At 66.4% G+C, this 20049-nt stretch carries 17 protein-coding genes and 1 pseudogene; 14 read left to right on the top strand and 4 right to left on the bottom strand.

Features of this window, described 5'->3' with window-relative positions; genetic code table 11:
• Nucleotides 1-37 precede the first annotated feature (37 nt).
• The 7 genes from rpmB (at nucleotide 38) to DFO65_RS03350 (ending at nucleotide 6016) form a co-directional block, all read left to right on the top strand.
• Nucleotides 38-274, top strand: coding sequence for a 50S ribosomal protein L28 (gene rpmB, locus DFO65_RS03380; protein WP_113903021.1), 237 nt, complete (start codon nucleotides 38-40; stop codon nucleotides 272-274).
• Nucleotides 274-441, top strand: a complete 168-nt coding sequence (rpmG, locus tag DFO65_RS03375) for a 50S ribosomal protein L33 (RefSeq protein WP_113903020.1) — start codon at nucleotides 274-276, stop codon at nucleotides 439-441. Before rpmB ends, rpmG begins: the two co-directional genes overlap by 1 nt.
• Nucleotides 442-447: 6 nt before the next feature.
• Nucleotides 448-753 carry a 30S ribosomal protein S14 gene (gene rpsN, locus DFO65_RS03370; RefSeq protein ID WP_113903019.1) on the top strand — a complete coding sequence of 102 codons (306 nt, stop codon included), beginning with the start codon at nucleotides 448-450 and terminating at the stop codon, nucleotides 751-753.
• 69 nt (nucleotides 754-822) lie between these two features.
• Complete coding sequence (locus DFO65_RS03365; protein ID WP_113903018.1) at nucleotides 823-1110, top strand: HU family DNA-binding protein; 288 nt, start codon at nucleotides 823-825, stop codon at nucleotides 1108-1110.
• Between the two features lie 221 nt (nucleotides 1111-1331).
• Entirely contained in the window at nucleotides 1332-3389 is a 2058-nt protein-coding gene (locus DFO65_RS03360) for a bifunctional copper resistance protein CopD/cytochrome c oxidase assembly protein (protein WP_245940444.1), read from the top strand.
• Nucleotides 3390-3811: 422 nt separating this feature from the next.
• The gene (locus tag DFO65_RS03355; protein ID WP_113903016.1) at nucleotides 3812-5167 is read left to right on the top strand and encodes an MFS transporter; all 1356 of its coding nucleotides are present in this window, start codon (nucleotides 3812-3814) and stop codon (nucleotides 5165-5167) included.
• A 102-nt stretch (nucleotides 5168-5269) separates the two neighbouring features.
• Complete coding sequence (locus DFO65_RS03350) at nucleotides 5270-6016, top strand: 3-hydroxybutyrate dehydrogenase (protein WP_113903015.1); 747 nt, start codon at nucleotides 5270-5272, stop codon at nucleotides 6014-6016.
• 80 nt (nucleotides 6017-6096) lie between these two features.
• Here the strand turns inward: DFO65_RS03350 and DFO65_RS03345 are convergent, their stop codons facing one another.
• Nucleotides 6097-6972, bottom strand: coding sequence for a LysR family transcriptional regulator (locus DFO65_RS03345; RefSeq protein WP_113903014.1), 876 nt, complete (start codon nucleotides 6970-6972; stop codon nucleotides 6097-6099).
• Nucleotides 6973-7099: 127 nt separating this feature from the next.
• Here DFO65_RS03345 and mmsB point away from each other — a divergent pair.
• The 5 genes and pseudogenes from mmsB to DFO65_RS03325 all read left to right on the top strand — a co-directional run.
• Nucleotides 7100-8008, top strand: a pseudogene (mmsB, locus tag DFO65_RS03340) (3-hydroxyisobutyrate dehydrogenase); the annotation flags it as partial.
• 171 nt (nucleotides 8009-8179) lie between these two features.
• The gene (locus DFO65_RS03335) at nucleotides 8180-8974 is read left to right on the top strand and encodes a YggS family pyridoxal phosphate-dependent enzyme (protein WP_113903012.1); all 795 of its coding nucleotides are present in this window, start codon (nucleotides 8180-8182) and stop codon (nucleotides 8972-8974) included.
• A gap of 634 nt (nucleotides 8975-9608) precedes the next feature.
• Nucleotides 9609-10940, top strand: a complete 1332-nt coding sequence (locus DFO65_RS03330) for a KGGVGR-motif variant AAA ATPase (protein ID WP_147233232.1) — start codon at nucleotides 9609-9611, stop codon at nucleotides 10938-10940.
• Nucleotides 10933-12369, top strand: coding sequence for a hypothetical protein (locus DFO65_RS16895; protein WP_147233230.1), 1437 nt, complete (start codon nucleotides 10933-10935; stop codon nucleotides 12367-12369). The genes DFO65_RS03330 and DFO65_RS16895 overlap by 8 nt, the downstream gene beginning before the upstream one ends.
• A gap of 87 nt (nucleotides 12370-12456) precedes the next feature.
• A complete protein-coding gene (locus DFO65_RS03325; protein ID WP_113903010.1) occupies nucleotides 12457-14439 on the top strand; it encodes an NHL domain-containing thioredoxin family protein in 1983 nt (660 codons plus the stop codon).
• Between the two features lie 152 nt (nucleotides 14440-14591).
• On the opposite strand, the gene DFO65_RS03320 is transcribed toward DFO65_RS03325, so the two are convergent.
• From DFO65_RS03320 to DFO65_RS03310, 3 genes are read right to left on the bottom strand one after another with little or no spacing between them, the layout of a single operon-like run.
• Nucleotides 14592-15551 (bottom strand): hypothetical protein, encoded by a 960-nt coding sequence (locus DFO65_RS03320; RefSeq protein WP_113903009.1) that lies wholly within the window; start codon nucleotides 15549-15551, stop codon nucleotides 14592-14594.
• Nucleotides 15552-15583: 32 nt separating this feature from the next.
• Entirely contained in the window at nucleotides 15584-16672 is a 1089-nt protein-coding gene (locus DFO65_RS03315) for an ABC transporter (RefSeq protein WP_113903008.1), read from the bottom strand.
• 12 nt (nucleotides 16673-16684) lie between these two features.
• Nucleotides 16685-18037, bottom strand: coding sequence for an LPXTG cell wall anchor domain-containing protein (locus DFO65_RS03310; protein WP_113903007.1), 1353 nt, complete (start codon nucleotides 18035-18037; stop codon nucleotides 16685-16687).
• A gap of 414 nt (nucleotides 18038-18451) precedes the next feature.
• Here DFO65_RS03310 and dcd point away from each other — a divergent pair, with 414 nt between their 5' ends.
• Together dcd and DFO65_RS03300 are read left to right on the top strand one after the other, a co-directional pair.
• On the top strand, nucleotides 18452-19030 hold the full coding sequence (dcd, locus tag DFO65_RS03305; RefSeq protein WP_113903006.1) for a dCTP deaminase: 579 nt from the start codon (nucleotides 18452-18454) through the stop codon (nucleotides 19028-19030).
• Nucleotides 19027-20049, top strand: a complete 1023-nt coding sequence (locus DFO65_RS03300; RefSeq protein WP_113903005.1) for a hypothetical protein — start codon at nucleotides 19027-19029, stop codon at nucleotides 20047-20049. The genes dcd and DFO65_RS03300 overlap by 4 nt, the downstream gene beginning before the upstream one ends.

Genomic DNA, 20049 nt, shown 5'->3' with positions numbered 1-20049 from the left:
TTTCGAGAGTCGGTAACTTGTGAACTGGAGGAGAGACATGGCAGCAACCTGCCAAGTGACCGGGGCAGTCCCCGGTTTCGGACACAACGTGTCCCACTCGAACCGTCGCACCAAGCGTCGGTTCAACCCGAACATCCAGAAGAAGCGTTACTACGTTCCATCCCTGCGTCGCAACGTCACCCTCAATGTGTCCGCCAAGGGCATCAAGGTGATCGACGTGCGCGGAATCGATGCCGTGGTCACCGAACTCATCGCCAAGGGAGTGAAGCTCTGATGGCCAAGACACAGGATGTCCGCCCGATCATCAAGCTCAAGTCGACCGCTGGCACCGGGTACACATACGTGACCCGGAAGAACCGCCGGAACAACCCGGACCGCACCGTGCTCAAGAAGTACGACCCGGTTGTTCGCAAGCACGTCGATTTCCGAGAGGAGCGCTGATCACGCATGGCTAAGAAGTCAAAGATCGCACGCGACAAGCAGCGTCGCGTCATCGTCGAGCGCTACGCAGAGCGTCGCGCCACCCTCAAGCGTCAGCTCGTCCACCCCGACAGCACCGACGAGCAGCGCGAGGAGGCACGCCTCGGCCTGCAGAAGCTGCCCCGCGACGCCTCCCCGGTTCGCGTTCGCAACCGTGACCAGGTGGACGGTCGTCCCCGTGGTTACCTGCGGAAGTTCGGTCTCTCCCGTGTGCGGTTCCGCGAGATGGCGCACAACGGCGAGTTGCCGGGCATCACCAAGTCAAGCTGGTAATCTCGAGGAAGTTCGTTATCGGAAAAACGGACCGGTAACCGACCGACTTGTCCTAAGGAGGACACTTTTATGGCTAAGAACCGTAGTGAGCTCGTAGCAGAAGTTGCAGAGAAGTCGGGCCTGACCCAGAAGCAGGTCTCGGACGTTCTCGATGGTGTCTTCGATGTCTTCTCCGACGTTGTCGCCCAGGGCGAAAAGCTCACCATCCCCGGATGGTTGGCAGTCGAGCGGACCGAACGTGCCGCTCGCAAGGGCCGGAATCCCCAGACTGGTGAAGAGATCCAGATCAAGGCCGGCTACTCCGTGAAGCTGTCCGCCGGTTCCAAGCTCAAGGCCGCTGCCGGCAGCCCTGAGTGATCCTCGGCTGAAACACGTGCCTGTGAGATGACCCGAACCCCGAGGTTCGGGTCATCTCGCGTTCCCGGGCAGCGCTCAGGGGGCAGCGCCGTGCTCCGGCGCGAGATCTCGGCCACGTCCCAGCCCGCTGGTTGGCAGTCGGTCAGTGCCGAGGGCTACCCTGGAGGCATGGACGCACCGGGATGGCCCCAGACCGCGACAGACCTCACGAGCCCGGTCGCGTGAGCTCAGCCAGCCTCGAACCGGTCGTCCGGTTCGCCTTCCGCGCCGCCGTCCCGATCGTCGTCGTCACCGGACTGATCGTCGGGACTCTCGCCATGCTGTTCACCGGTGCGGCCGACGCCACTCTTCTCAACGACCCGGGCCCGTACGTGCGCTTCGGTCTGCCGGCGGCGAAGTTCGTGTTCAACGTCGCCATGACGCTGACCCTCGGCGCCCTGATGTTCGCCCTGCTCATCCTCCCCCGGACCCAGGGCCGCAGGATCGGCAGGAGCCGCGACGGCGGGGACGAGCCCGGTCCGCATCCGCTGTGGGAGAGGGCCGTGCGCATCGCCGAGGTCGCCTCGGTGGCCTGGACGATCTCGGCCATGGCGGTGCTCGTCCTCACGTTCGTCGACACCGTCGGCGCCCAGGCCTACCTCGACTTCTCGAACCAGCTCGGAGTCTTCCTCACCCAGATCGCCTTCGGGCAGCTGTGGGTGCTCATCGTCGTCCTCATCGCCTCGACCTCGGTGATCTGCTTCGGGTCCCGGTCGTATCCGGGCCTCGCGCTGGCCGCGGTCCTCGGAGTCGGGGCGATGATCCCCTTGGCCCTGATGGGCCACTCCGCCGAGGCGTCGGGGCACACCCAGGCCGTCAACAGCATCGGCCTCCACCTTCTCGGGATCACCCTGTGGCTGGGCGGACTCTTCGTCGTCGCCCTGCTCGGCACCCGGCTCGCCCGGTCCCCGCAGCTGCGGACCCTCATCGGACGCTATTCGACGGTCGCGCTCGTCGCCTTCGCCCTCGTCGCGTTCTCCGGAGTCGTCAACTCGGCGTTGCGCATCCGCGATCTCGACGACCTCATGACCCCCTACGGGCAGGTCGTCCTCGCCAAGGCGATCGCCACGGTCCTCCTCGGTCTCGTGGGCCTCTGGCACCGACGCTTCGTCATCGCCCGGCTCGGCACCGCAGCCTCGGCGACGGTCGAGTTCTGGCGCCTGATCATCGTCGAGTTCGTCGTCTTCGGGGCGACGATGGGGCTCGCGGTGGCACTGTCGCGGTCGCAGCCGCCGGTGCCCCAGGAACCCGTCGGCGACCCCACGCCCGCGCAGATCCTCACGGGGGAGCCGCTGCCGCCCGCCCCGACTCCCGCCCGGTACTTCACCGAGTGGTCTCTCGACCCGCTGTGGGCGGCGGTGGCGCTGGGACTCGGAGCCGCGTACCTCGCCGGCTTCGTCCAGCTCCGGCGCCGAGGCGACTCCTGGTCCGTCCTGCGTCTGATCAGCTGGCTGCTCGGCATGGTCCTCCTCTTCTACGTCACCTCCGGCGGAGCCCGGGTGTACGGGGAGGTCCAGTTCTCCGGGCACATGATCCAGCACATGCTCCTCGTCATGGTCGTCCCGCTGCCCATGGTCCTCGGCGCTCCGATCACGATGCTCATGCGGGCGACGACCCCGCGCACGGACGGCTCCCGCGGTGTCCGGGAATGGGTCCTGTGGCTCGTCCACACGCCCTATCTCCGCTTCTTCGCCAACCCCATCGTCGCGAGCGTCAACTTCGCGGGCTCACTCGTCGTCTTCTACTACTCGGGGATCATGCAGTACGCCCTCGAGACGCACATCGGCCACGAGCTGATGATCGCCCACTTCCTCGGCGCCGGATACCTCTTCGCTCAGGCGCTCATCGGGATCGACCCGGGAGTCGAGCGCTTCCCCTATCCGCTGCGGCTGCTCATGCTGCTCATCACGATGGCCTTCCACGCCTTCTTCGGCATCTCGATCATGAGCTCCGAGGTCCTCATCGAAGGCGACTGGTTCGGCAACATGGGCACCGACTGGGGCTACTCGGCGATCGAGGACCAGCAGACCGGCGGGGCGATCGCCTGGGGCATCGGTGAGATCCCGACGCTCTTCGTCGCGATCATGGTGGCCATGCAGTGGGCGCAGTCCTCCGACCGCGAGGCCAAGCGCCTCGACCGCCGTGAGGCGCGCACCGATGACTCGGAGCTGCGGGCATACAACGAGATGCTCGCGAAGATGGCCGATCGCGACGCGAAGATCGACCCCCGCCGCCGCTAGGCACTCACCTCGGCGGCCGAACCGGTCGACGCTGCCCGCCGGCTGACGGTCACTGCCGACCGACGCTGTCGGCCTCTTGCGGTCGACGCGGTGTTCGGCGGTGACGGTCTCCACGCGCTGACGGTCCCTGCCGGCCGCCGGCTCACGGTCTCCGCGGGCCGACGCACTCCGGACCGCTCGTCACACCCGAGCACACCCGCTGTGCAACAATGCCCAGGCGCAGTTCTCGGATTGTCGCCCTCGCAAGCGCAAATTCCGCAGTCGATGACGCAGACTGTTGTCTACATCATATTCACGGGGTCCACTCGGAACCCGGCGTCGCACCGGCGAACCGCACAGTCGCGGGACGTCGGCAGCCGCTGGGACGACCGACCCCTCCGCCCTTCCACAGAAGCGGCGGATCGTGGACAACAAGGAGAGACATGAGTTCTTCGAACAGCGCCGAGAGGGCGACGCTTCGCTCGCAGCTGCGCAAAGTCGTCGCCGCGTCGATGGCCGGAACCGTCGTCGAGTGGTACGAGTTCTTCCTCTACGGATCGGCCGCCACCCTCGTCTTCAACTTCATCCTGTTCCCGCCGGCGGAGGACCCGCTGACGCCGATCCTCCTCGGCTTCGGCACCTACGCCGTCGGCTTCATCGCCCGCCCGTTCGGCGGCATCATCTTCGGCCACTTCGGTGACAAGTACGGCCGCAAGAAGCTGCTCCAGCTCTCGATCATCCTCGTCGGTGCGGCGACGTTCCTCATGGGATGCCTGCCGACCTACGACCAGATCGGTCTGCTGGCCCCGATCATCCTCATCCTCCTGCGCATCGTCCAGGGCTTCGCCGTCGGCGGCGAATGGGGCGGTGCGATCCTCCTCGTCGCCGAGCACGCGCCGAACAGGGAACGCGGATTCTGGGCCTCGTGGCCGCAGTCGGGCGTCCCCCTGGGGAACCTGCTCGCCACCGGCGTCCTCTTCATCCTCACCGCGTCCCTGCCCGAAGAGGCGTTCCTCTCCTGGGGTTGGCGAGTCGCGTTCTGGCTCTCCGCGGTCATCGTCCTCATCGGCTACTACATCCGCACCCGCGTCTCCGACGCCCCGATCTTCGAACAGGTCCAGGCCCAGGAGATCGAGGAAGGCGTCGACTACGGCGTCAAGGCCGTGTTCAAGCGCTACCCGCGCGAGGTCTTCTCGGCCATGGGACTGCGGTTCGTCGAGAACATCCACTACTACCTCGTCGTCACGTTCTCGATCACGTACCTGGCGACCGTGCCGAAGATCGCCTCGGCCGAGATCCTCGGGCTGTTGCTCGGCGCGCACGCGATCCACGCCCTGCTCGTGCCGATGGTCGGAGCCCTGGCCGACAAGGTGGGGCGCAAGCCGCCCTATGCTGTCGGCATCGCGCTGACGGCCACCTGGGGCTTCTTCGCGTTCCCGATGTACGACACGGGCAGGCCCGGGCTGATCTTCACCGCGCTGCTGCTCGGGCTGATCTTCCACGCCCTCATGTACGCCGGACAGCCGGCGATCATGTCGGAGATGTTCCCCACCCGGATGCGCAACTCCGGAGTGTCGACGGGCTACCAGGTGACCGCGATCGTCGCCGGATCCTTCGCCCCGATCATCGCCACCGCGCTGCTCCAGGCGACCGACTCGTCGGTGCCGATCGCCGTCTACCTGCTCGTGGCCGCGGCGATCTCGATGGTCGCGCTCCTCTTCACCCGGGAGACCAAGGGCATCGAGCTGCGCGATCTCGACCAGGCCGATCGCGAACGCCGAGGCGTCGGCCGGCTGTGAGCGCGCCGAGGCGGCCGGGGCCCGACCCCGGCCGCACTGCCGCACCGGCCTCGGCCGGGCACCTGGGAACGGAACTCCAGGGAATGGAGACGGAGGAGACCAATGACTGATCTGACCGGAAAGCGCGCCCTCGTCACCGGCGGCGCCTCGGGGCTGGGCAAGGCGATGGGCGAAGCGCTTGCGACGGCGGGCGCCCACGTCATCGTCGCCGATGTCAACGAGGACGACGCCGCGGCCGTCGCCGACGGCATCGGCGGCGAGGCGTGGGGTGTGGACCTGTCCGACACCACGAGCCTCGAGACCGTCGACCTCGACGTCGACATCCTCATCAACAATGCTGGAATCCAGCGCATCCACCCGATCACGGAGTTCCCTCTCGAGGAGTGGCGGCTCATCACCACCCTCATGCTCGAGGCCCCGTTCGTGCTGACCAAGGCGGTCCTGCCGGGGATGTACGAGAAGGGGTGGGGGCGGATCGTCAACGTCTCCTCCGTCCACGGGCTGCGCGCCTCGGCGAACAAGTCCGCGTACGTCGCGGCCAAGCACGGGCTCATGGGGCTGACGAAGACGACCGCGCTGGAGGCCGGCCCGCACGGGGTCACGTGCAACGCGATCAACCCCGGGTACGTGCTCACGCCCTTGGTCAAGGGGCAGATCGCCGAGCAGGCGAGGACCAACGGCATCAGCGAGGACGAGGTGCTCGAGAAGGTGTTCCTCGGCCACTCGGCGGTGCCGAGGCTCGCCGAGCCCGAGGACATCGCCCAACTCGCCCTGTTCCTCGTCAGCGACGCCGCCGCCGTCGTCAACGGCAGTGCGCACAGCGTCGACGGAGGGTGGACCGCCGCCTGATCCACCTCCCCACTCGACCCGACGGGACAAATTCGATGTGGCGCCACATCGAATTTGTCCCGTCGGGTCGAGTGAGAGGGTCAGAGCACCTCGAGGACGCTGCGCACCCCGGCGTTGCGCAGCGACTCGTGGCGGACCGAAGCCCAGTAGGAGACCGGCTTCGAGAACTGCTCGGGCAGGACCGGGGCGAGTCGGCTGTTGTGGCGGGCGAGGAAGTCCGGGAGGATCCCGATGCCCACGCCGTTCGAGGTCGCGAGCACATGGGCATGCACCGAGGTGGAGCGGAAGAACCCGGCGCTGCGGGGGAGCGCCTCGGCGGCCTCATCGAGGTCCTCGACGTGCAGGGAATGCTCGATGTAGTAGATGAGCCGGTGCTCGGCGAGGTCCTCGAGACTGCGCGGCATGGTGTGGGTGCGGGCATACTCCTGAGAGGCGTAGAGCTGCAGACGGTAGTCGCGGATGTGCTTGGCGATGCTGCGGGGCGCCTCCGGCTTCCCGACGACGACCTCGATGTCGACGCCCGAGCGGTACTGCCTGGCCCGCTGGGTCACCGTCATCAGCTCGACCTGCAGCCCGGGGTGCCGCGACTGCAGCCGGGTCAGCGCCGGCACCGCGTATTCGAGGGCGAACGCCTGCGGACAGGCGAGCCGGATCGTCCCGGCCAGCGCCGAGCTGCCGCGTGCATCGATGCGCGCGAGGGCGGACTCGATGTCCTCGGCCACCGGCAGCAGCTCCCGCCCGGCCGCGCTGAGCTCCCAACCGTCGGGGGAGGCGACGAGAACCCGCTCCCCATAGGCCTTCTCGAGCGCCGCGATGCGCCGGGAGACGGTCGTGTGGTTGAGGCCCAGGCTGTGGGCGGCGGCCGTGAACTTCCCCAGCCGCGCGACGGCGAGCAGCGTGAGGAGATCCTCGGGCGAGATCTGCGGATGCGAACCACCGGGTGCGTGTGTGGGCATAGTCGTCCCATCGTATCTGCGTGAGCGCACATGATCGGTGCGGAAGAGGTGATCCAGCCCTGCTGTCCGCGGAGAGCTCCTGACGTAATGTGAAGGGGAACACGACTCACCGGATGCGAGGAGGCATGCTATGTCGACGATGGGATGGATCGGCCTGGGGAACATGGGCCGACCGATGACCGCGAACCTGGTCAAGGCGGGACACACCGTCAACGGCTACGACGTCGTCCCCGACGCGGTCGCCGCTGCGGCCGAGCACGGCGTCAATCCCGTGGGCTCGCTGGCCGAGGCGGTCGCGGGCGCCGACATCGTCTTCACGATGCTGCCGAAGGGCGAGCACGCCCGCGCCGTCTACCTCGGCGACGACGGCGTCCTCGCGCACGCGGACACGAGGTCCCTGCTCGTCGACTCCTCGACGATCGACTTCGACTCCGCCCGGACCCTGCACACCGAGGCGGCCGCCGCCGGCTTCCGATTCGTCGACGGTCCCGTCTCCGGAGGGGTCACGGGCGCCGAGGCGGGAACCCTGACCTTCATGCTCGGCGGCAGCGACGAGGACGTCGCCGAGGCGAAGCCGTTCATCGAGCCGATGGCCGGCAACATCTTCCACGCCGGCGGGGAGGCGGCCGGTCAGGCCGCGAAGATCGTCAACAACATGATGCTCGCGATCAGCCTCCAGGGCGTGGTCGAGGGGGCCGTGCTCGCGCAGCGCTTCGGCCTCGACCCGACGACGTTCTGGAACATCGCGAAGGTCTCCTCCGGCGACTCGTGGCCGCTGCGCACCTGGTACCCGGTGCCGGGCGTGACCGAGACCGCGGCGTCGAACAACGGCTTCGCTCCCGGCTTCGCCGCCGCGCTCATGCACAAGGACGTCGGCCTCGCGCTCGCCGGCGGCGAGTCGCAGGGCGTCGACCTGCCGGCCGCCTCGCTCGTCCACGGGCAGCTGCAGAAGCTCATCGACGACGGCTTCGCCGGTCTCGACACCTCGGCGCTCATCCGCAACATCGACCCCAAGGCCGAAGGCCTGCCCGGCTGACCCGCGCGAGCTCTGGGCTGCAGCCCGACTTCTCGAGCGGCCCGGTTTCCCTCGAGAGTCCCGGCTGCAGCCCGATCCCTCGAGGGGAAGCGGTCCGCTCGGTTCGCGCACTCGTGCCGGTCCGCCCGCCGGTCCTCCGACGCCGGCCGGCGCCCGTGCGATCATGGGTCCATGAGCTCAGTCGATCCCACCGCATCCTCCCAAACCCACTCTGAATCACAGGCATCCCTGTCCGGCGACACCAGCGCGTCCCTGCCCGAGGACGTCGCCATCTCGATCCGGGCCAAGCTCGACGAAGTGGCCACTCGCGCCGCAGCCGCCGCCGAGGCGAGCGGACGTCAGGCGACAGATGTGTCGATCATGCTGGCCACCAAGACACAACCGCCGGAGAAGATCCGAGTGGCCCTGGAGCACGGCTTCACCCTCATCGGGGAGAACAGGGTGCAGGAGCTCGTCGGCAAGGCCGAGGCGCTCGCCGACATTCCGCATCAGGCACATCTCATCGGGCCGTTGCAGAAGAACAAGGTCAACCACACTCTGCGCCACGCCGACTGCATCCAGTCGGTCGACAATCTCGAGCTCGCACTCAAGATCAGCAAGCGCCTTGATGTCCTCGATGAGAAAATCGACATCTTCGTCCAGGTCAACACCTCCCGGGAGGACTCGAAGTTCGGCGTCGCCCCGGAGAAAGCGGAGGAGCTCGTCGCGGCTCTGCGCGATTTCCCGCGACTGCGCCTCCGCGGCCTGATGACGATCGGACTGCCCGGCCAGACGCCTGAGGAGATCCGGCCCAGCTACTCCGATCTGCGCGAGCTCAGCCGCCGACTCATCGGGGCAGGCGTCCTGCCCGCCGAGGCGACCGCACTGTCGATGGGCATGAGCAACGACTTCGAGCTGGCGATCGCCGAAGGCGCGACGATGGTCCGCATCGGCTCCAGCGTGTTCGGGGCACGGCACTACAGCTGAGCCGCTCACTACGAGCCCGACCGCGGACACGTCCCACCGTGACCCTGCGGTCACGTCCCACGATGACGCCGACGATGCGCGGGGAAGCCATTTTGATTAGAACGCTTTCGGCAGTACCTACTCCGATGTCTCGAAACGCGCGAGTACCGGCAGTGCTTGCCCATCATGTGTACAGTGGATCCATGCAAGCACCGGACTTTGAGGCGGCAGCGAAGCGACACTTCGCCGACGCGAAGTTACTCCATGGGTCCGGGCGCCTTCCAAACGCCGACCACCTAAGTGGATTCGCTGCCGAATGTGCGCTCAAGGCCCTTGTCGCATGGGAACTGGGCGGCCAGGTTATCGGCGGATTCGCCCATTGGCCGGCCTCGACTCATGGAAACTCCAAGATACGGGAGCATCTAGGTGGCCAACTTTGGAGCGCTGTCGCGACTCTCGCCAACACTCGCGTTGCAACTGAGGAGGTGCGCCGTCTTTTGACCAACGATCCATTCGGGGACTGGCACGTCTCAGATCGATATGCGCTTGGAGACCATCTTTCCGGGGACGCTGTACTACGACACATAGATGGCGCCAAGCAAGCTCTGAAAGCGCTCGAGTCAGTCAAGCTTTCGAACATGACCGGAGCTACAAAGTGATTCGTTTCAATGAGGCAGGTACTGCAGCGGTCGAACTCGCAGAGTCGGTAGCACAAGAGTATGATTCAGACGTAATAGTTGTGCGAGATCTTCTTGGACGTAATGCATTGGCAATTAAGGAGATCGAGCCAGCTCGGGTAGAGGAGCTTCGTGAAAGCCTTCGCGAGAAATGCTCGCCGTTTGTTGGCGCGGAGCCTGTAATACTGCTGAGCGAGATGTTCGCGCCCGAGTTAATCACAGAATCGGACGAATTGCGACGTGCACCCGAGAGAATCGCGCCGTCGGGAAAAGTACGTGTACTTGAACGCAGTGCACTTTCTTCTGATTGGATTGGGCAACCGCTTTCGCGAGGCTCTTCCCCGCATCGTATTGCATTATACGGGTTCAAGGGCGGTGTTACTCGCAGTACCGCAACATTTGCTCTCGCCCATCATCTTGCTCGAGCTGGGAAAGTGGTGCTAGTTGTGGACTTGGATCTCGAGTCACCCGGCATCACTAGTATGTTGGCACCGCATCCGTATATGTTGCCTGAGCACGGTATTATTGACCATCTCGTGGAATACCCGCTCCGAAACGACGAGGACCTTGATCTAACTGTACACTCGATGGCTGCCGGTGCGCTTGATGGGAACGGAGAGGTGTGGCTCGCACCGGCTGCTGGGACTCCAAACCCTAATGGAGACGGCTATCTCGACAAGCTGAGTAGGGTGTACTTCGACCTGCCTGCCGACGCTACACTCGACCGCAATAAAGTGACTTTCGCGGAACGCATTGAAGCGGCGGTTCTTGCGTGTGAGAAACAGGTGGCTGAACGTAGCCGAGCCGTCGATGTCGTTTTGCTTGACAGCCGCTCAGGAATCCATGATATTGCAGCAGTGGCAATCACTCAGCTCAGTACACTTGCGTTACTATTCGCAACTGACAATACCCAGACGTGGAACGGCTACAGCCAGCTTTTCAGTCGATGGGGTCAACGTCTCGATCCGGCGCGCCGAGATGAAATCCGACAGAAACTGCAGATGGTCGCTCCTCTCGTGCCTAAAGAATACGAGGCTTATTTACGCAGGTTCACAGATAACGCGCAAGAATGCTTTGCCAGAACACTGTATGACGAACCTCCGGCGGGATCGTTCCAGGATGTGTTTAATTTTGCCCCTAGCGACGAGTCGGCTCCTCATTTTCCAATCCCGATTCGTCATATTGACGATTTAGTCGGACTTGTTCCTGGAGCTGATGACGGCTGGGTAAGTAGTGATGTCGCGCAACTTGCTTATGGGGAATTTGTTACGCGAGTGGAAATGATGATACAAGAGAGCAGCAATGTCTGAGAAACTCACCGCACAACAATACCGGGATCTGATTGAGCGGGCGATCGGAACGAGTGATTCTGACTCGGAACCTCCGAACAGCCGGACTCTTTACACGCCACCGGGGCATAGGGCTGCTCTTGATCCCAATGCCTCTATCGTGCTTGGAGGGCGCGGAGTGGGCAAGACCGCCTGGTTTCACGCGCTACTTGATAAAGAGATGCGAGAGATCGCCGCAGATCGGTATCAAATGCCCGCATTGCGCAGGGTTCGTGTTCATATCGGCTTTGGGTCGAAGAACCGACCGGACAACTATCCTGGACAGCGGACGTTGAACATGTTGCTCGATAAAGGGCACGAAGCTGTTGATATCTGGTATGCCGTAGCTCTGTACAATTTTGAGTCGGCTCCGGTCAGAGCTCTTGCGGATTGGGAATCGCGCACAGGCTGGGTGCTGCAGAACCCCGAAGGATTTGAAACCGAGTTGGCCCGGATCGATGAGACGACACGCGCCGAGGGCGTAACCCGACTCTTATTGTTTGATGCGCTTGACTTGTTGCACAGTGATCGTGCCCAGGCAGACGTTCTTGCATCCGGTGCACTCCGACTGGCTCTCGAACTGCGCACAAAGACGCGCAATCTTCGCGCTAAATTGTTTCTCCGCCCAGACATGTGGGAGTCGGCTGATACAAACTTTACGGACGCTAGCAAGTTGCTCACCAATATGGTTGACTTGCGTTGGGAAGCGGCAAGCCTCTACTCGTTGCTATTCCATCTTATGAGTAGCGCAGGCACCAATGATGCAAGAACCTTTCAGGACGAAGCTTCTTGGGTTCCTCGCAAAGACGGGTCCGAGGATGAGCTGAAGCGAGCTCTAGGACTTATCACTTCGGAATTTATGGGAAATAATTACCGAAAGGGTCGTACATACACATGGATTCCCAATCATCTCGCCGATGGACGCGGACAGACCAGCCCGCGCAGTCTGCTGGCCGCAATACATAAAGCGGCTGGAGAAACCAAAATTCACCATCCAAACTCAGGAAAGGCTTTGCATTGGGACGATATCCGAACCGGTGTGCAACATGCTTCTGAAACGCGGGTGAAAGAAGTGAAAGAGGACATTCCGTGGGTTGGCTACACGCTCGAGGCATTGAAGAAGAAGATTTCTGTACCGGTTGATCAGGGAGAGGTCGAAAGGTACTGGGATCAGGCAGGTCTCAAGAATACGCTTGAATTTCAAAGTACTGCTACGAATGGACTCGCCATCGATGACGAGCGCTCACCAACTGGCCCGTCCGGAATGGAGTATACCGATTTAGTTCAAGACCTCCGGGATCTCGGAATTTTCACTGTGAGAGCTGATGGTCGTCTGGACCTTCCAGACGTGTATCGAATCGCGTTTGAGATTGGGCGAAAAGGTGGTGTGCCGCTTGCTCGAAAGGCGTAGGAATGCCAGTTTTCGTGTAGTGCCGAAACCGATGGAACTGTGACACTGCGGATGCGCGGATCCGCGCGGGTCTGAGACACTGGAGCCATGACTTCCAGCCCGCAGACCTCCACCGCTCCCACTGACTCCAAGCACGTCAAAGTGCGTGCCCCGGAACTCGTCGGCCGCCGGTGGATGAACTCCGGCGGCAAGGACCTCAGCCTCGCCGATCTGCGGGGCAAGGTCGTGCTCCTCGACTTCTGGACCTTCTGCTGCATCAACTGCCTGCACGTCCTCGACGAGCTGCGCCCGCTGGAGGAGAAGTACTCCAAGGAGCTCGTCATCATCGGCGTCCACTCGCCGAAGTTCGAGTTCGAACGCACCGTCGAGGCCGTCGACCAGGCCGTCGAACGCTACCAGGTCGAGCACCTCGTCCTCGACGACCCCGACCTCGTCACCTGGCAGGCCTACACCGCCCGGGCCTGGCCCACGCTGGCCGTCATCGACCCCGAGGGCTACCTCGTCGCCACCCTGTCCGGGGAGGGCCACGGCGCCGGCCTCGGCGAGATCATCGAGGGCCTCATCGCCGAGCACTCGGCGAAGGGGACACTGCACTCGGGTGACGGGCCCTATGTCCCGCCGCCGGCGCCGGAGACCGATCTCTTCTACCCGGGCAAGGTCACCCGCCTGCCCTCGGGCAACCTCCTCGTCGCCGACTCCGGGCACCACAGCCTCGTCGAGTACGACCCGACCGGCGTGACGATCCTCCGCCGCATCGGCACCGGCGAGCGCGGGGCCGCGGACGGCGACTTCGCCTCGGCGAGCTTCAGCGAACCCGGCGGCATCGCGGTGCTGCCCGACGACATCGCCGCGACGGCCGGGTACCGGCTCGTCGTCGCCGACACCGTCAACCACGTCCTGCGCGGCATCGACCTCGACTCCGAAACCGTGACGACGATCGCGGGCACCGGGGACCAGCACATGGTCGGCGCCGTCGACAACGTCCGCGGCACCCACGGCCCCCTCGGCCGCTACGACGGTCCCGCGCTCGACGTCAAGCTGTCCTCGCCGTGGGACGTCCTGTTCGTCCCGGACACCGCCGAGGTGGTCGTCGCGATGGCCGGCAACCACACCATCTGGTCCTTCGACCCGGTCACGGGCTCCATCCGCCTGCTCGCCGGCACGATGAACGAGGGCCTGCTCGACGGTGACGCCGAGACCGCCTGGTTCGCGCAGTCCTCCGGTCTCGACCTCGGCCCGGAGGGGGATGTGCTCATCGCCGACTCCGAGACCTCGGCGGTGCGCCGCCTCGACCCCGCCACCGGCGCGGTGTCGACCCTCGTCGGTGCGGGGCTCTTCGACTTCGGCTTCCGCGACGGCCCCGCCGGTGACGCCCGGCTGCAGCACCCCCTGGGCGTGCGCACTCTGCCCGACGGGTCGATCGCGATCGCCGACACCTACAACGGCGCGATCCGCCGCTACGATCCCACGACCGACGAGGTGACGACACTGGCCCGGGGGCTGCGCGAGCCCTCGGACATCCTCGTCGTCGATGCCGCAGGACCGTCCGACCAGGAGGAGACGGGGGCCGGCGTCGATCCCGGTTCGAGCGCGGAGGCCGCCGAGGCGGAGCTGCTCGTCGTCGAATCGGCCTCCCACGCGCTCACCCGGGTGAAGCTGCCGAAGGACGCCCAGCGGGTCGACGAAGGGGCGCTGTCGACCAGGCGCCCGCCGACGGAGATCGCTCCCGGTCCCGTCGCGATCTCGGTGAGCTTCAGCGTTCCCGCCGGTCAGAAGCTCGACGACCGGTGGGGCGATCCCACGTTCCTCCAGGTGTCCGCGACTCCGCCGGGGCTCATCGTCTCCGGTGAGGGGGGAGCGGAGGGACTCGAGCGCGACATCGTCCTCAACCCCGACTGTCCCTCAGGCGTCCTCCACGTCACCGCCCGCGCGGCCGCGTGCGACGGGGAGCCGGGAGGCGAGATCCCGCTCCACGCCGCCTGCCACCTCTACCAGCAGGACTGGGGGATCCCGGTCGACCTCGTCGACACCGCCCCGAACGAGCTCACCCTCGACCTCCGCGGCGCCTGAGGCGGGCACCGCGAGGTGCTCGGTCAAGAGTTCGGTGGATTTGCGAGGTGTGCGTCTGTCGCTCCAGCGAGGCAGCTCTTGACCGACTCCGGCGAATGGGTGGACCACGACGCAACTCTTGACCGAGTCGGTCGCGCCGGCGGCCGAGCGCCCTACAACACGGTGACGTCGCCGAGGCGGCGCGGTTCGAAGCGCACCTCGGAGGACCTGACGACGACCGAGCCCGAGAGGACGAACGAGAGCTTCTCGTCGAAGTCGTGCTCGGCGGCGGTGACGATGTCGCGGTAGCGGCCCTGCACCCTGAGCTCGACGGTGGTGGGGGTGAGCTCGAGGTCGTTGCCCTCGGCCTCGAGCGCGACCGTCGGCTCCCGTTCGAGACTCCACGTGACGTCCCCGAGGATCTCGTTGTCGGTGTCGTAGCCGAACACGCACCCGGCCGGCTGGAGGGTCGTCGCCTCGACGCATCGGTGCATGTGCTCGTCCACCTGCTCGCTCACCGCCTCCTGGAGCTGCTTCGTCGGCTCGGGGGCCAGCGACACGGTGGGGGTGGCGCCGGGCGCGCCGATCTCGACGCGCTCGGACTGCGATCGCAGGTATGTGCCGTCGAAGCCGACGAGGTACGTGGCCGGGAACAGGACGGGAACCTCGCCGGCGGCGACGCTGTAGCCGTTGACCGTCGCCGTCGAGGAGCCCGAGACCTCGAGGCCGAGGGTCGGCCAGGCCTCCTGCTCGATCGCCCACCGATGGAACAGGCCGGCGGCGGGCGGGAGCCTGACCATCGTCAGCTCCACGGTCTCCGGACGCGAGCCGAGGACATAGGACAGCGACACCGTGGCGGAATCGCCGTCGGTGGAGATCGTCCTCGCCTCCGCATCACGCGGGAGGTCCGGGGCGGCGGAGAGCACTTCGCTGCTCAGCGCGAGCGTCGACGTGGGCGTGGGGCTCGAGAGGTAGGAGAACGCGCGCTCGGCATCCCCGCGGCCGATCGCCGCGACATAGGCCTCGGCGGCGCGGGCGGGCGTGTAGACGACGGCGTTGAGGAGGGGGACCGAGGCCACCGTGAGCACGATGACGACGAGTGCGGCGATCAGAAGGCTGCGCGACGTTCGCATTGACTCTCCTGCTCGACCGGGTCCCAGAGATCTCAGTGTAATGGACCCTGCTCGATCGAGTACGCGTGCAGTCCCGCGGTGTCGACCTCGACGAAGACATGGGTGCCCACCCTGACGTTCGCCCGCAGCTCGGCGATCGACTCGCCGAGGCCGGGGTGGAGGATCCCGAAGCCGCCCGGGCCCCCGGCGGGGACCCCGAGGCCGTCGCGGACCCCGGCGAGGTCGGCGAGGTCGACGTCGAGGGCCAGCCCCATCTCCGTGTCGACGGGGGAGAGCTTGGCCTGGATGCAGGACCCGCGGTCGCGCAGGCCGACGACGATCGCCTCGAACACCGTCGCCGAGGTGAACGCCGGGTCGTGCTCGTCGAGCGACAGTCGGGCGCTGCGCCACCCGAGGGTGACGAACACCTTGCCGTCGAGCTCCGTCCGGGCGCGGACGGCCGAGTGCCCGATCGACAGCCAGCCCTTGCGTGCCAGTCCGGAGTAGATGTTGACGCCGCTGAGCTCGGCGGGCAGTGCTCCCCGCGGTTCGGTGACGATCTGCTCGAGGCCGCCGAGCGCGACGAGCTCGCCCTTCTCGATGTTCGCGATGCCCGCCTCGGCGATCGTGAAGTCGGTGAGCGTCGTCGAACTGAACACGACGCCGCGGCCGGATTCCGCGGCTCGCTCCGCGAGTCGGGCGCGCAGCCCGGTGCGGACGTGCCCGGGGACCCCGGCGAAGGGATCGACGAACGCCAGCCACCGGGCGCCGGTGGCCCAGGCGACGGCGAAGCGCAGCCGGGCCGCGTCAGCTGGCTCGAGGTCGTCGAGGCGCGCCCGCAGGACACCGGGACGCACCCCGAAGTCGGAATACGCCGCCGCCAATGCCGCCTCCCCAGATCCGGCATCGACACGGCGGAGATACTCCCTCACCCATCTGCGCACACGCCGCCGACCGGCACGGATGCCGGTCGGCAGGTGTGGTTCGGGCGCGACCGAGGTCAGGGCGGCCACGGATGACACCACCTCGGCGGTGTCATCCGGGCTGCCCATGAGACCGAGCACGGACCCGGCGCGAAGGCGACCGAGATCGATCTGATGTCTGCCGAGGCTCAGCCCCGACAGGGACAGTTCATCGCTCACCGATCGGTCTCGTCAGAACTCCGCAGGGTCGTCGGAGACCTGGGTCCGGCGACGAGTGATGACGACGGCGGCGGCACCGACGACGAGCAGCCCGACGCCGAGAGCCAGTCCGGTCATCTCGGCGCCCGTGCGCGGCAGGTCGTTGCCGGTGTCCTCGGACACCGAGGTGCCGTTGGTGACGACGGTGAAGCTGCCGCCCTGCGGCTTGTCGAAGCTCGCGGCCTGGGCGCGGACGTTGTAGGTCCCCAGCACGGCCTTGACCTTCGCCTGGACCCCGAAGGTCGCCTTGCCCTCGGCATCGGCGGTCTTCGTCATCGTGTACCGGTCGACCTTGCCCTGGGCGTGCTCGACGACGATGGTGATCTCCTCGCCGGGCTCCGCACCGGTGATGCCGAGCTTGATGCCCTTGTTGAGGAAGTCCTCGGAGCTGATCTCGGTCGGCTCGATGGACAGCGCCGCCTGAGCCTGCACGGCCTTGGGGGCGTTCTCCTCGGTACCCGGGCTCGGAGCGGCTTCGGCGGTCTCCGAGGGCTTCGCCGCGGGAGCGTCCGTGTCCGGAGCCGTCGGGGCCGCGGGTTCGGATGCGTCGGCGGGCGCGCTCGGCTCGTCGGCCGGGGCCGTGGGCGCCTGGCTCTGGGCCGCGTCCTCCTCGGAGGTCTCGGTCGGCTCCGGGGTGGTCTCGGTGGGCTTCGGAGCCGGAGCGGTCGTCGCTGGAGACTCGGGCGCGGCAGGCGTCGTCGACGGCGGTGCCGCGGGGGCGGCGGGTGCGGTCGACGACGGGGCCGGAGCCGTCGTCGAGGGCTCGGAGGTCTCCGAGGGGGTCTCGGTGCCTGGCGTCTCGGGGCTCGGTGGCTGGGCCGGGGTGGTCGACGGCGCGGGACCCACGGGCCGCTCGCACTCGGGGGCCTTGGCGTCCTCGTCCTTGTCGGACTCGTCGGCGACGACCTCGAACGAGACCTTCGAGGAGGTCTTCTCCGTCTTGAGGTCGGTGAGGTAGAGCGTGTACGTGCCCAGCGGCACCTGCGCGTTCTCGGTCGTGGAGAAGAAGTAGGTCCCGGAGACCTTGCCCTTCTCGTCGACGGTCAGCTTCGTGTCGGGTGAGTACTTGGTCCCGTCGGTGCCGACGACCGTCACGGTCGCCTTGTCGTCGGGGGTGAATCCGGTGCCGGAGAACCCGATGCCCTTCGTCTTGTCCGCGATCTCTGCACGGGTGACCTGGGCTGCGGCGAGAGTCGCCTGCGGGTCCGAACTGTCGGGAACCGCAGAGTCGTTGGACGACTGTGCGTCATCGTAGGCACAGAGCGGACTCTGCGGCAGCGAAGGAGCTGACGTGGCGAACGCGGGAGCGGCCGCCAGGCCTGTCATTGCAACGGCTACTGCGGGGGCAAGCACAAGACGCGAGGTCTTCACAGTAATGCCTTTCGGTTGATGTCAACCCACGAAAGGCGATGGAACTCCCGGCATCCCTGGCTTGAGAAGAGGAAGGCACCATCGTGCGCGGGTTCGTACAGCTCACAACTCTAGAGCATTCACTCGGGACTGTCTGGAGACACACGGGGGAAATCCAGTGAATGATCGCGTGTCCGTTACGTAATCGTTATCAAACGTCGGCGTGTCGCTGCTCGAACGGAGGCGATATCGGTGCTGTCGGAGTGACTCGGGCGCTGCGGGCGTCGCTTCGACCCGAGGCCCTCCGGAGGGAGTCCGTGCCCTGCCGGGCTCCCGGCGGACCGCCGGGGACCGTGCGCGGGAGGGCCCGGGACGACTACCATCGGTGGGGTGACTCTGCTTTCCGATCGCGACATCCGCGCCGAGCTCGACTCCGGCCGCATCGCCCTGGATCCCTACGACCCCTCGCTCATCCAGCCGGCGAGCGTCGATGTCTGCCTCGACCGCTACTTCAGGCTCTTCGACAACCACAAGTACCCGGTCATCGATCCCTCACTCGAGCAGTCGGAGCTCACCCGCTTCGTCGAGGTGGATCCCAGTGAGCCGTTCGTGCTCCATCCCGGGGAGTTCGTCCTCGCCTCCACGCATGAGCTCGTCACCCTGCCCGACGACATCGCCGCCCGTCTCGAAGGGAAGTCCTCCCTGGGCCGGCTGGGCCTGCTCACCCACTCGACCGCCGGCTTCATCGACCCCGGGTTCACGGGGCACGTGACCCTCGAGCTGTCGAACGTGGCGACGCTGCCGATCACCCTGTGGCCGGGGATGAAGATCGGGCAGCTGTGCTTCTTCCGGCTCTCCTCGGCGGCGCTGAATCCCTACGGCTCCCGGTCGACCGGGAATCGCTATCAGGGCCAGCGCGGCCCCACCGCCTCTCGTTCGCATCTCGACTTCTATCGGAGGGACATGTGATCTCCCGGCGCGAACTGCGCCTGCAGCGTGAAGCGGCCGAGCGAGCGGCCGCCGCCGCCTCCAGGCCGCCCGACACCCCCGCCTCGGCGGATCTGCGCGACTTCCACCTCCTCGTCCTCGACGCGGGCGTGGAGGTCTCCGACGTGCTGGCGCTCGTGCACAACAAGCTGCCGGACGTCCCTCCGCGGCCCGACGAGAACGGCCACTTGCGGCTGAGCCGGCATTCGCGCCTCAGCGGAGGCGTCGACCTCGACCCGGCGACGAGGGCGGCCCTCGAGCTGCCGGACTGGGCGAGTCGGGTCATCGCGCTCGACTGCCCGCGCGACCGCGAGCCCGCGCCCCCGCCGGAGTGGTTCGAGGACGCCGACGGACTCCACGAGGCGTTTCCCGCCGGTCTTCCCGACAGGGAGGAGGAGCGGGCGCTCAGCCTCATCCTCGCCATCGCCTCCCGTCTGCACACGGCCGTGCGCCTGGCCGACGAGCCCGACCTGCCGGTGCGGGTCCTCGTCCCCGACCCCGAGGCGAAGGTCGACCTCTACATCTACTCCTCGTACTGGCTCGAGCCGGAGGTCGCCCTCTCGCTCGTGCGCCGTCACGCTCCGCACGCCTTCCAGCCGAGTGCACCGACCCCCGACGAGGCGGTGCTGGCGCAGGCGAGCCTCGACGATCCGCTCTTCGATGCCAACGCCCCGCTCATCGTCGACGGCTATTCGCTGCTCATCCCCCTCGGGGAGATCGACGAGTCGGCCGGCACGATCGAGGTGCGGGTGACCGAGGCCGACTGGGTCCCGCCGATCATCGGCGCCCACACGGCATCGCAGCAGATCGAGTACCACGTGCACTGGATGGACACGGAGAACGAGCGCTACCGGACCGGGCACAGCCGCCGCTTCCGGCGGATGCGCCGGTCGGTCGCCGAGCTCGTCGACGGCATCGGCGCCGAGCTCCTCGTCGGAACCGGGGGCGTGGGCCTCGACGAGAACGGCTTCCTCGTCACGAGCAGCCAGCTGCGCGCCTGA

The organism is Brevibacterium sanguinis, assembly GCF_003315415.1.
GTDB classification, from domain to species: domain Bacteria; phylum Actinomycetota; class Actinomycetes; order Actinomycetales; family Brevibacteriaceae; genus Brevibacterium; species Brevibacterium celere_A.
The sequence above is the reverse complement of the archived record's forward strand: the minus strand, read 5'-3'. Positions and strand labels throughout refer to the sequence as shown.